General features: G+C 34.1%; 10 protein-coding genes and 1 pseudogene. 7 read left to right on the plus strand and 4 right to left on the minus strand.

All coding sequences use genetic code 11. The features are described 5' to 3' along the window. The first annotated feature begins 1,109 nt into the window (after window positions 1-1,109). From OO7_RS02090 to OO7_RS02120, 7 genes are all read left to right on the plus strand, one after another. Entirely contained in the window at window positions 1,110-1,649 is a 540-nt protein-coding gene (locus tag OO7_RS02090; RefSeq protein ID WP_008914309.1) for a fimbrial protein, read from the plus strand. Between the two features lie 71 nt (window positions 1,650-1,720). Further along, the gene (locus tag OO7_RS02095; RefSeq protein ID WP_008914310.1) at window positions 1,721-2,395 is read left to right on the plus strand and encodes a fimbrial biogenesis chaperone; all 675 of its coding nucleotides are present in this window, start codon (window positions 1,721-1,723) and stop codon (window positions 2,393-2,395) included. Beyond that, window positions 2,370-2,927 (plus strand): fimbrial protein, encoded by a 558-nt coding sequence (locus tag OO7_RS02100; protein ID WP_008914311.1) that lies wholly within the window; start codon window positions 2,370-2,372, stop codon window positions 2,925-2,927. Before OO7_RS02095 ends, OO7_RS02100 begins: the two co-directional genes overlap by 26 nt. A 5-nt stretch (window positions 2,928-2,932) precedes the next feature. After that, window positions 2,933-3,478 (plus strand): fimbrial protein, encoded by a 546-nt coding sequence (locus tag OO7_RS02105; RefSeq protein WP_008914312.1) that lies wholly within the window; start codon window positions 2,933-2,935, stop codon window positions 3,476-3,478. 18 nt (window positions 3,479-3,496) lie between these two features. Next, window positions 3,497-4,210 carry a fimbrial biogenesis chaperone gene (locus tag OO7_RS02110; protein ID WP_008914313.1) on the plus strand — a complete coding sequence of 238 codons (714 nt, stop codon included), beginning with the start codon at window positions 3,497-3,499 and terminating at the stop codon, window positions 4,208-4,210. Next, the gene (locus tag OO7_RS02115) at window positions 4,210-4,959 is read left to right on the plus strand and encodes a fimbrial biogenesis chaperone (RefSeq protein ID WP_008914314.1); all 750 of its coding nucleotides are present in this window, start codon (window positions 4,210-4,212) and stop codon (window positions 4,957-4,959) included. Before OO7_RS02110 ends, OO7_RS02115 begins: the two co-directional genes overlap by 1 nt. Before the next feature lie 55 nt (window positions 4,960-5,014). Next, complete coding sequence (locus OO7_RS02120; protein WP_008914315.1) at window positions 5,015-7,576, plus strand: fimbria/pilus outer membrane usher protein; 2,562 nt, start codon at window positions 5,015-5,017, stop codon at window positions 7,574-7,576. A gap of 540 nt (window positions 7,577-8,116) precedes the next feature. Here the strand turns inward: OO7_RS02120 and OO7_RS02125 are convergent. The 4 genes and pseudogenes from OO7_RS02125 to OO7_RS02140 form a co-directional block, all read right to left on the minus strand. Continuing rightward, window positions 8,117-9,277: a hypothetical protein gene (locus tag OO7_RS02125; protein WP_156823123.1), complete on the minus strand. Its 1,161-nt coding sequence runs from the start codon at window positions 9,275-9,277 to the stop codon at window positions 8,117-8,119. Between the two features lie 459 nt (window positions 9,278-9,736). Then, window positions 9,737-10,375, minus strand: coding sequence for a ParB N-terminal domain-containing protein (locus OO7_RS02130; protein ID WP_008914317.1), 639 nt, complete (start codon window positions 10,373-10,375; stop codon window positions 9,737-9,739). A gap of 24 nt (window positions 10,376-10,399) precedes the next feature. After that, window positions 10,400-11,613 (minus strand): annotated as a pseudogene (locus OO7_RS02135) (DUF3440 domain-containing protein). Window positions 11,614-11,734: 121 nt separating this feature from the next. Next, complete coding sequence (locus OO7_RS02140) at window positions 11,735-12,136, minus strand: helix-turn-helix domain-containing protein (protein ID WP_156823124.1); 402 nt, start codon at window positions 12,134-12,136, stop codon at window positions 11,735-11,737. Between the last annotated feature and the right edge of the window lie 306 nt (window positions 12,137-12,442).

A 12,442-nucleotide genomic window follows, 5' to 3' on the forward strand; every position in this document is an offset into this window, starting at 1 on the left:
AAGCTAAACGCTTTTAATACATATATCATTGAACACTTAGATACATATATATTTGTCGTTCAATATTTTGGAGGGATATGTCGTTTGGAATTTAAAGAGAAAATGCGGGCATATTTCATTTTATTAAGCGTTTTATCAAGGATGGAAAAAGATAAATTAATTTTTATCCCATAAATTTTTATTTTTAGCGGATCTTCTCAATTTGGTTGAAGTGATAAAAAGCTCAATTAAAAAAACACAGTTAAGTTAAATAGTATTCATTTTAAATTCTCGTACTTTCAAAATTAAGTCTGTGTGTTTATGTTGAATGACTATAATGATATTTCTCAATCGTTCAGAAAAAACGCCTACGTATAGTATTTACAACAATCTTAGACCTAATATAAAAATAATACCTTGCCGAAATTATCATTTAATTGGTTGAATAGAATGAAGGTTAAAAATATTATTGTAAATACTAAAAAAGTATAAACATCAAAATATTACCAAAAAATCTGTGCTTAATATTATTTTCATTCAACCTAATCTACTATATCGTATATTTCTATTCGCTATAGATTTTTTCCAAAAAGCTTCTCACGGTTAGCAGTTCTCATTTTCATTAAGTATTTACTATTATTTTTTTGTTTTGTTTTGTAATAAATGTGTCTTGTTGTAACTTTCTTGTTGTATTTTGGTGACTGTAGATTATAAGTTTGTTTTTTTACGCTAAAAATAACAACAAAACAGTATTATATTTTACATATATGGCTTTTTATTAGTGAAAAATAAAAATCAAGCTATATAACAAATTGAAATTAAACAAAAATAACATTTTGAAAATTATTGAAATTGGAACGAGAATATATCATGTCTATATTTGACAAGCTATTTGTGAGTGTTTAGTATTTTAAATAGTGCTAATTACGTAACGGCTTTTAAATTATCAAAATAACTATTGTTTTATTAGAGCAATAGTTTATTTTTTTAATTGAACTTTAATGAATTCAAAATATTAAAGCTAACATTAGAGCTTAATAAATAGCACAGGGAAAATGGGTACGGATAAATCTTAAATATTAAATTTTAAATCTTAAATTAGCTTATTCTACTAATTGGAAAATATTATTATGAAATTAAATAAACTTGCTTTCATCAGCACTTTAACTATTGCTGCACTTTCTTCACAAGTCTTTGCGGCAGAAAATGCTACTGTTAATTTTAATGCGCGTTTAGTCGCGGCAACTTGTGATGTCAGTGCCTCTAAATCTTTAGTCAGTTTAGGTACACATTCAATCGAAAAAATTGCAGATATAAACAGTGCATTAGCTGAATCTAAATTTAATTTGGTATTAAACAATTGCACTAAAATTTATTCTGATGAAGCCTCCGCAGCCACCGCAAAAGAAGTTTCAATTCTTGCAGCGGGTGAAGTTTTAACTGGTCACTCAGATCTATTTGCCGATGCGGATGCATCACAAGTTGGTGTTAAATTAAAAGCAGGGACAACTGATTTATTACCTAATACAGAAACGACTATCAATAATTTGAAAATTGTTAGTAATAACGACTACATTGTTGAAGTTACCGCAGGTTTATATGCAACGACTAAAAATGCTGTTGCTCAAAATTTAAATGTTCCTGTAACTTTCAGCGTTGCATATGACTAATTATGATTTTGGTTAATTAGCCCGTTGAGCAGGCAGTATTTGTTTACTGCCTGCAATAAAGGTAATAAAAAATGATAAAATTAAAATTCTTATTTTTTTTCTTATTGGCGTTTCCCTTTGTCACTCAAGCGGGTGTTGGCTTAAGTCAAACGCGTATTATCATTGAGGGAGCTAGTCATTCGGCTTCTATTTCAGCACGAAATGAAGATGATAAACCTTATTTAGTTGCTAATTTTATTACACAACAATTAGATAGCAAAACACCTACAGAAGGTTTATTTGTTATTACGCCTTCCATTTTTAAATTAACACCTAAACAAAGAAACATTATTAAAATTAAGGCAATTAGCAGTAAATTTCCAAAAGACAGGGAATCCATGTACTACTTTCATTCTCGTAACATACCGGAGTTAAATGAAAATGATGGAATGAAAGTTGGCTTAGAAAATATCATTAAAGTTTTCTATCGCCCTGAAAATTTACCGATGCAACAAGAAACTGCGTTTAAAAATATAAAAATTAAAAGCACAGAAAGCGGAATTAAATTGCTGAATGACTCCCCTTATTATGTCAATTTAGCCGGGTTATTTGTTAACAGCAAACGAGTCAAATTAAACAAGAAAAATAATGTGTTAGCACCATTCTCTGAAATGAGCTATCCAAGTGAAATGAAGAATGGAACGGTTAAATGGGCTGTTATCAATGACCTTGGAGGATATGATGAATACCATGGGACGGTCCAGTAAAATAGTATTGATCTTAAGTGTTATGCTGTTTTCGAATCAAATTATTGCACTAGATGGGAAAATACAATTTAAAACCCGGATCACAAAAGGGACTTGCGAATTCGATGATAACAGTGATTTAAATAAAACTATTGACTTTAATCAAAAGGGGATGCTTATTGCATCAGAAGTCGACGGACAACCAATTAAAAAACCCATTTTAACTGAAAATTTTTCCTACACTATTATATGTAAAGATTTTGCTGAAAATACGGAGAAAAAAATAAAATCAAAACCAACGTCTTCAACACAATTTAGCAATGGAATATTTTATGGGGTAAACGATATTACCAACACCGGTTTTTTACTTGAATCCTGTGATAAATCTAATCAAATTTGTCAGGAAGTGAATGAAGACGGTATTTCTTCTTTTGTATCCACAAAGAGTGATTCAGTCGAAGTTAATTACCGAGTCAGTTTAGTCAAACGTGAAAATGGTGTAATGCCAGGTAATTCTAGCGCTGCTGTGACTTTTGAATTTTATCAGGATTAAATACCATGAAAAAAATAAAACAAGTATCAATCACTTTTTTAATACTTTTCATGTGGTTCCCTACAATAGTGGCAGGTGATAGCTCGGTTAGATATGAATTCTCTGTTTTATTTTTAGCAAAAACTTGTGATATTGATGTTCCATCCGAAATATTATTGGGTAATCAATTAGGTATCACCACAGCAAACGAAATTAAAAATGACAGTGTAGTCGCAGACGTGCTCATTCGGTTGAAAAATTGCAGTACCGAATCGCAAAGCACAGCCATGGTCTATTTGTCATCAGGGAATACATTGAATGGCAGTAATAATTTTTTCAATGATGATCCAAATGGCGTTATAGGGGTACAATTATTAGATGGTAGCCGTGTCATTGATATCAATAATAACCCTTTAGGGAAACCCAGCCCAGAATCAATTATCTGGGATAATATTGAAAGCACGGGCGCTACTAAAACCATCAATGCGAAATTGCGTTGTGCAATAGATAATTGTGATCCTAATGAAGGCGATTTCTCTGCAACATTAACTATTGGTTATTATGCCGATTAATAATATAGCGGAATTAATATGAAGAAAATGGCTAACGTTTTACTCGGATGGGTATTTATTTCCCAATGTTCATTTGCGGCTGTTTCTCTAGATCACTCAAGAGTGATATTTACTCAAGGTGATAAAAGTCAAAGTATTAGTGCTTATAACTCAGCGAATAAAAAATACCTTATTCAGAGTTTGGTTTTTTCTGACTTAAATGCTGAAAATGAATCAAGTCACTATTTTACGGTTATTCCACCTATCGTAAAATTGGACGAAAATTCTCATAATGCATTAAAAATTATTCCAAAAGGATTAAATGTGCTTCCATCAGATAGAGAATCTTTATTTTATTTGATGGTTAATTTTATTCCAGAGACAAAACAGCGAAATAATGATGAAAATAGTCAAGTTAATACAAAATTTAATTTATCGACAAAGATTGTCATAAAAATGTTTTATCGCCCAAAAGGCATTCAAGGAAATATAAAAGACGATATAAATAAACTGACGGTTAAGCAGTCTGGGAATAAAATTATTATTAATAACCCTTCTCCTTACCATTATACATTGATTAATATAAAAATGGACGGTGCGCTTTATCGCAGTGATAGAGCACCAATGGTCTCTCCTTTTTCTACCTTTGAGATACCCATAAACAAAAAATTATCGAAGTTAGAGTGGAGCATAATTAATGATTATGGTGGGGAAACTGCCTTAAATCCGGTGATATTCGGAGGAACTCAATAATGACAAAGAATCAATTAGTTGGGCTATTTCTTTTTTGTATTTGCTTCCCAATATTGGGATTAGCAAACTCATCGACAGGCTTTGACTTTCCACTCAAACGATATGTTTATAATGAAAGCGATACTGGCGGCATCAGTGTTGATATGAAAAATAATAATGATAATGATTATTTAATGGAAGCTTGGATAGCAAATGCTGATAATGAAACATTGCTACCCATAGAAAAGAAAGAAACTGACATTGTTCCTTTTATTATTTTACCACCATTAAAACAAATGATGGTTGGCTCTCAAGTATCTTGGAATGTACGACGCATTGGCGCTCAAATTAATGGTATTAATATGCCACAAGACAGAGAGAGCCTCTTTTGGATTGGTATTAGAGGGATCCCGAGTGAAGAAAAAATAAAAGAAGAAAATCGGGTTCAACTTAATATTATCCCTAATTTCTACTTTAAATTATTGTATCGCCCTAAAAAAATTGAAGGTTTAAAAACAAGAGATTTAACGAAACAAGTGAAATTAACACGAGAGAATCAGACGCTAACTATAGAAAATCCGACGCCCTTTTATTTAACATTTGATTATTTAACGGTAGCAGGAAATGCCATTAAAAATGGTGAACGACAAATAACATTAATACCGTTTTCAACAAAGAAAATAACGCTGCCAAGTCAGAAAGCAGGGGTAATTGAGTGGCGTTTTACGGATGAATATCTGATTGAATTAAATAAAAATTCATTAAATTAAATTAAATTAAATAAAATATTATTAACAATAACCATTGATGATGAAGGGTGATTTTATGAAAAAAATTCAAATAATAGCATTAGAGGTAATTGCATGTTGTTATGTAATTACCTCTAATGCTCTTGCTCACGCTGAATCTTACTTCGATCCTGGCTTATTAATGCATGGTAGTGGTATTGATATCAATCAAATTGATTTAAACAGTTTTACTAAAAATAATACATTAACGCCTGGTAATTATGATGTCGCCGTTAACGTGAATTTGATCCCTTCGGGAGAGCACAACCTTACCTTTGCCAAAAATGGAGAGGATCAAGTTTCCCCCATTTTTACTGTCGAGCAATTGAAGACATTTGGTATTAATATTTCTGCGGTTCCTCGCTTAAGAGACTTAGCCGGTGATGTTGAAATCGCAACATTATCTGATTATATCACTGATGCTTCAGTAAGCTTTGATGTGCAAACACTGACGGTCAATTTGTCTATTCCACAAATTGCGATGATGCCCGATTTCGCCGGTTATGTTCCGCCAGAGGCTCGTGATGATGGGGTGACGGCATTGATGATGAATTATATATTTAACTACAATAACAACCGTCAGCTTTCTAAATACCATCAAAAATCAAGTCATTTTGATTCCATTTTTACGAATATTAATGCGGGTATTAACGTTGGTGCATGGCGCTTAAGAACAAGTTACTTATACAACTACAGTAAAAATAGTGGCTCATCCAGCATCAGTAATTCTGATTTCTCTAATACTTATGTATACAGAACGATTAATGCGATTAAATCGACCTTAAAAGCCGGTGAAATTTCATCAGATGGTGCGATTTTTGATTCTATTCCAATGAAAGGTGTCAGTCTAAAATCAAACCAAAACCTAAATCCCAACAACATGCAAGGCTATGCACCTATTGTTGAGGGATTCGCAAACTCGAATGCGACAGTGACTGTACGCCAAAATGGTAATGTTGTTTACCAAACATTCGTTGCCCCCGGCAGATTTGCGATCAGAGATATTCCGGCTAGTGGCTTAGCGGGAGATATGGAAGTCACCATTGAAGAAGAAAATGGTAAGCAAACTGTCTATACCCAAGCTTATTCATCATTACCTATGATGGAAAGGCAGGGAGCGTATAACTATGAGGTTATTGCTGGCCGCTATGATGGTGGGATCACGACTGATTCCAAGAGAGACACATTTGCCTTAGGCACCTTCAGTGTTGGTTTGCCTTACAACATAACTACCTATGGTGGCTTGTTAGTTTCTAATGGGTATCACTCAATGGTGGGTGGTGTCGGGCTTTCATTAGGAATACTGGGGGCTTTATCGACCGACGTCACTCATTCTGATGCGAAATTTTCGGATCAGCACTTAAAAGGACAATCTTATCGTATTCGTTATTCAAAAAGCTTACTTTCAACAGGAACATCATTTGACTTAACTGCATTGCGTTATACGACAGAGAATTTCTATTCATTCTCTGACTATAACACTGCCGATTATGATATTAAAGATGGTTTAGCGCCTTGGATAGGCTCAAGGCAGCGTTATAGTTTCCAAACATCAATTAGTCAGTCCTTTGATTCTTATGGCTCTTTATCTCTCAGAGCGGTAAAAAATACCTATTGGGGCGGGCAAAGCTCAAATACCTCGGTTGGCATGTCATACAATAATAACTACAAAGGTGTGTCTTACAGCTTAAGTTATACCATTGACAGAATAAAAAGTTATAATAATTCATGGCCTGAAAACCGGGTAATTTCATTCAACATTTCTGTGCCTTTAAGATTACTGACCAATAGTGATATGGCGCAAACCATGAATGCACGTTACGGCATCAATGTTGATAACCATGGCGAAACCCGAAGTCAAGTCGGCTTGAGCGGTAGTGCGCTGGAAAATAAATTTAGTTATGGTTTATACCAAAACTATAACAGCCAAAACAGTAATTATGGTGGTAGCGTAAACGGGACATATTCTGCAGATAACTCGACTTTATCTGCGGGCTATAGTTATTCTGATTCAAATAGAACAATTAATGCCAGTATGAGTGGCGGGGTAATCGCACACTCGGATGGTATCACATTATCCCCGAATATTGGTGACACCATCGCTATTATCACGGCGGATGGCGCTAGAGGCACACAACTCACAACGGGCGCTAAGTTTGACTACTTTGGGAATGCGATCATTCCACAATTAACGAGTAATGCAGCTAACCAGATTTCGGTTAACGTCAATACATTGCCAGATGATATTACCTTTAAAGATACTTCAATGATGGTGTACCCAACTGAAGGGGCTATCATCAAACGCCATTTCAAAACTAAAATGGGTTATCAAGCCATCATTAATATAAGTCCAGCAGGTAAACGACCACCATTTGGGGCTATTGCCACACTCATCTCAAGCGATAGAGAGGATGAGATTAATACCGGTATTGTTGGCTCTAATAATCAGTTATATATGAGTGGATTACCTGACTCAGGAAAACTGGATATCAAATGGGGCAATCAAGGTGGTCAATGTACAATTCACTATGCCTCATTAGAACGCATTGAAATAACAGCTGACTCACCCGTGCGGACACTAACGGCCGAATGTCAATAAGGGTGATGTATTCTCGTATTGATAGGAAAGCCCACTAAAAATTAGCGTCTTATCGACGCTTAATATCCACGAGATAATTAAAAATCGGAATTCTTTTAGCATATTGGTTTAAATAATTTACCAACCAATAAAGTGATCGCTATATTTAAGTCTCTGTGACAGAAGTTATTTATTCTTTGATTTCATTGTCTCACTATTCTTTATAATATCATGAAAGATCGTATTGTTATTTTGACAATATGATTGATATCGTGCTTGTGTTAACTGGCGTGTAAAATAAGGGCGAAAGAATATATATTGATACGTTTATTTGATAATAGATATTACCGTGATGCTCAAAGGGAAATTCTGTTGTGTGTCATACCATAATCTAAAACGCCATCAAATAGATGACAAAAAAATGATGGAAGACCTGAAGCGGCCTTAAAAAGAAGGCCGCTTCAGAATTTAAAGAGGGTGACTTTGATATTTATCGCATTAAGGTGTGGTGGCAGTATTAATCATTTATTATATGATTTTAATATGAATCTATTTTTGAGTTTATTCAACCAGAAAACTGACATCTAAGCTTCCTCGATATCCACCAGGGGCTATTTTTCCATTGACACATAACGCAAAGTTTAACCCTTGTACAAAATTTTTACCTGTTGTGCTAACCAATTGTTTACTTTCGGTATAATCCAAAGCTTTTGATGAATTGGGCTCACAAACTTTATCGCCTTTGGCATCTGTTCCAATAGATGTTGCGATATAAGGCAAATCTTCAGCGTTCCCACTGACGGGAGCCAATGTCATCCCCATGTGATTTCCTGGATCTAACATGTTATTAGGTTTAATAGATATAAAGTAATTACTACCTCTATTGACACAACTGACATTCAGTTGTGCGAGGGCATTCGCTAAACTCGTTGGTTTTTGGTACGTTCCTGCAAGTTGAGTACCAAAATCAATGTTTGTATTCGTAATGGAGGATACCTGACAGGTATCGATGACAAAAACACCTAAATCTTGATATTCTTCAATAAATGTATTTTTATATAGGTCCGAAGAAACACCAGAATAAGGATTGACTCTGTGAATCATAATTAATCGGTCCTTTGCAAAAAATCGACCTTTTTTTAATTTACTAGGTGCATATGCAGAAAAACTGGTAATGGTACCGGTGTAGTCTAATTCTTGTGAATCAAAAAAACCATCAGCACCAGCTCGTGGTTTTAGTCCGAAGGAAAACGGGCCTATGTCAACATTATTTTGAGGTACCAGATATATATCTGATGTCTTAGAGACAACTTTGGAGTTTTTAAGGGTAACCGATGAGGTTGTCAGTACTGAATGTTGATTCTTAAGTTTATAGTAAGTACCACTAAATGTACCATTAATTAATAAAACTATTTTATTATTGCTGTCATTTTCATTAACGAGCGTAATACCATATGCCTTTTCTGGTGCGTAGTATGTAAAGTCGAGTGCTGGATGCGTATCCCATGTTATCAGCTCCATAACAGGAAATTCAGCGAAAAGTTGCGGGGTCATTATGTAGCCTTGGGCAGAGGTAGTCCGTACAGGCGGAGATACCTCACCTAAATATCCTCTACTTCCTACTGCTATGCGTAAATTATCTGCATATGTTATTGGAGAAAGGGAGCTGGTAGATAATAATATAGTCCCTATTATATAACGCATATTTTTTATATTCACCATTTCACCACCATTATTACTTTTGATTCACTTTAATGAGAAGTATACACGATACTATTACTCTATTTATGATTCTGTACGATATATATTCAATTTAATTGTAACGATATGTTTCTTTTTTTGAATATCATAAATGGCTAGGTATTCTTTATTTTACTCGGTGAAAGAAAATTCATTTTTCACTGCTCAGATAAATCAATGAACTGACCATAAAAAGGTTTTTCGTCCATGCTGTAATGTTGGGGACTTATTTAGCGGTACGATTAGGCACAATTAAATGGAGTGTTTATGAAAAAAGATTAAATTAAATAGTCTCTAAGTTTAGTGGCCACGACAATAATTATCTTAACGGTATGTCGCCAATCATTTAATAAGGGAAATCTCATTTAGGGCATCTCAGAATTCTAGGTGGTTAATCAATACGTAGGTATGTTGAATGGGGTATTTGTGATATATTGACCTCTATTCTACACTCCAAGCTTCAGTATAACGGGAATCTTTAAAGAGTGCAGATAACCCACTGATTTGTTTTAGTCTTAATACTTCATCAGGCTGCATTCCTAACTCTTGTGCGATTTTTTTGTCGTCCCATCCGAGCTGATAAAGATCACAAACAATTTCGGACATTGCGGCAACAGTATGTTGCCCACGAGCGCGGTTATGCCTAATCGTGCTAGCCATTTGTTTTTTTAAATCATCAAATGTCATAATGGAAATAGGAATATAGCCATTTAGTCTTTCATTGAGTTTTGTATGACCACTGGAAATATAACGATGATAACCATCAATAATTTGCCACTTTATTTTATCATCTGAATGAGCGCCTGCGGGTAATACAACAATAGGTTGAGTAAATCCGTCTCTTTCTAATGAAACTTCAAGAAGTTTTTTTTCTTTTGATGACATTACATTCGGATTGTAGTTATTTGTTTCTAAGCTATTGCGCTTAATCCAAATAACACAATCAACAGGTTCTTGATGGAAGGGACTTTCTGTATGTAAAAAGTATTTTAATCGATTAATAGCTGAGATTTTATCGGCACTAGATAAGGTTGCAAGGTAAGTTTTTAATTCCGAAAAAATATCTTCAATAGAATTCATATTGTCTCCATAACATAATAAAATTTATAACATCAATTTCCATTCTTCCCGTTTTAGCTTCATATTTTTTTTATAGCGCTCATAGTGATGGCTTTTAGTTGGGCTAAAGGACAATGAACGACACCAATAATCATGTCGCAAAATGGTTTTACAAATACGTCGCCATGATGGGATATCTTTATAGCCACAGTCATTATCTTGTTCATCCGGAATACTAGAAGGGTAATTCCGTTGTTGATACCAGCGAAGATATACTGCAATTTTATTCTATAATGTTCAGCGGTATGTTCAGGAAGGCTATCAAGCAAGAAGAGGGCATATGATTGCCAAGTATGAGTATCAGGCTTACTGATAATATGGGTGCCAAAGTACCCTTTTTTCTGTTTTGGATTGAGATAAATTGCACTGCTGTGAGCGCCGCTCACTCGTTGGCAAGCTTTATCCCATGTATCCGGTTCAAGAATATGATATAGCCATAATCCCTTGCGTTGTTCGGGGCCAAAAGGTTCACAAATTCGCATATGACTTAAGGGAACACCGGCTTGATACATTAAGTCATAGATTGGGTTATAGGGTAATTGTTGTTTTGAGAGAAACGTCCAAATATCAGTCACGCGCCAATCATAAATGGGATAAGCTAAATAATAAAAACCCTCAAGTGATGATGTTGTCCAAGGTTTATCATCCGCATAACGCAGTTTGCGCTGATTGGTTAGTGACATAAATCGATTTAATGATTCATCAGCCCGAATACCGAGTAAGGTTACGGCACTAGTTTTTGCAGCAACCCAATGATTAAATGCCGGCATAAAGGCTTCAAATGTCATATTTTCATCATAAAATGGGAAGTAGTGCGGATCTGTGATTGCGCAATCGGGAGGGTTTCTAACCCACTGTTTCCCCGGTTCCCAAGCTGTCCATTTTGTTTGATATTGGGATACACCACTTTCTGTTGTTATTGGTAGGGCGACCCAATAAAAATGTCTGATGCAATCCTCATAGCGGATTTTCATATTGTAAACATGGTCGATTGTTGCTTGATATTGCACTTCCCAATCCAAAAAAATAACGTCAAATGAGCGTTTTCTTTTGCGTGCTTCTTGTGCTACCAAATGAAATAATACGGTTGAATCTTTACCGCCAGAAAAAGATAAACAAATTTGTTTAAAAGTATCAAAAACCCACTGAATTCGTTCTTGAGAAGCAACCAAAACTGATTTACCCAACATGTATTTCATTTTTATTCCAACATCAAAGTCACTATTCGATTTATATTTAGGTAGGTTAAAGTGTATTTAATTATTTTTATTATTACCTATATATCTTATTGGTTACATTTAGTACCAATTAATACCAAAGTTACTTCATGGCTATATCGTAGTTGGTCTGTACTAATGAGGGAGTAATAACTTTTGCATAGCGTTTAAATATATCTTTATTTTCATTTTCACGTATTCGAGTAAAAACACATTGAAAGAAATCATTCCATGATATGTCTAAAAGAACTAATACAGTCATTAAATTATCTATAGAGATATTACATATTGCATTTTCATATCGTGAAATTTGTTGTTGTGATATATTTAAAAGAAGAGATAACTCTCTTCCTGATAGTGACTTGCTTTTTCGTAATCGTGCAATTTCTCGCCCAATCGCTTTAGAAAATATATTCTTTTGTAATTGGTTATCACTTGATATAATTATTGAGTTATTATTTTTAAGTGATAAATTATCATTTTTAATGTCATTGTTGCCTTGCATTTTCTCCTCCCATGTAGGTGCAATTTTTCGACTAAATGCAACAAAATAAAGCATTTTGTTGCGTTCTTGATATTTGACTCTTAATTTTTACATGGGTATTATTTTTAGTTTATTATATTATTTTACTTACCTAATAATGATTTTTTTAGAGTTTATAACTGATAAAAATGTATCATCAATTTAAGGTAATTTAGTTATTGGCTTGTTTTTAGTTAGTTTTAATCAAATTTTAATGAACATAAAATATGTAAATACACTGTGATATAGCATGATTACTGTACTTGCTGGGGTTGATTTTGTGTTTGT

Origin of the sequence: Providencia sneebia DSM 19967 (assembly GCF_000314895.2) — a bacterium.
Classification (GTDB): domain Bacteria; phylum Pseudomonadota; class Gammaproteobacteria; order Enterobacterales; family Enterobacteriaceae; genus Providencia; species Providencia sneebia.

Coding starts and splice junctions, on each gene's coding strand:
- OO7_RS02090 (WP_008914309.1), top strand. CDS start 1,110: ATGAAATTAAATAAACTTGCTTTCATCAGCACTTTAACTATTGCTGCA.
- OO7_RS02095 (WP_008914310.1), top strand. CDS start 1,721: ATGATAAAATTAAAATTCTTATTTTTTTTCTTATTGGCGTTTCCCTTT.
- OO7_RS02100 (WP_008914311.1), top strand. CDS start 2,370: ATGAATACCATGGGACGGTCCAGTAAAATAGTATTGATCTTAAGTGTT.
- OO7_RS02105 (WP_008914312.1), top strand. CDS start 2,933: ATGAAAAAAATAAAACAAGTATCAATCACTTTTTTAATACTTTTCATG.
- OO7_RS02110 (WP_008914313.1), top strand. CDS start 3,497: ATGAAGAAAATGGCTAACGTTTTACTCGGATGGGTATTTATTTCCCAA.
- OO7_RS02115 (WP_008914314.1), top strand. CDS start 4,210: ATGACAAAGAATCAATTAGTTGGGCTATTTCTTTTTTGTATTTGCTTC.
- OO7_RS02120 (WP_008914315.1), top strand. CDS start 5,015: ATGAAAAAAATTCAAATAATAGCATTAGAGGTAATTGCATGTTGTTAT.
- OO7_RS02125 (WP_156823123.1), bottom strand. CDS start 9,277: ATGGTGAATATAAAAAATATGCGTTATATAATAGGGACTATATTATTA.
- OO7_RS02130 (WP_008914317.1), bottom strand. CDS start 10,375: ATGAATTCTATTGAAGATATTTTTTCGGAATTAAAAACTTACCTTGCA.
- OO7_RS02140 (WP_156823124.1), bottom strand. CDS start 12,136: ATGCAAGGCAACAATGACATTAAAAATGATAATTTATCACTTAAAAAT.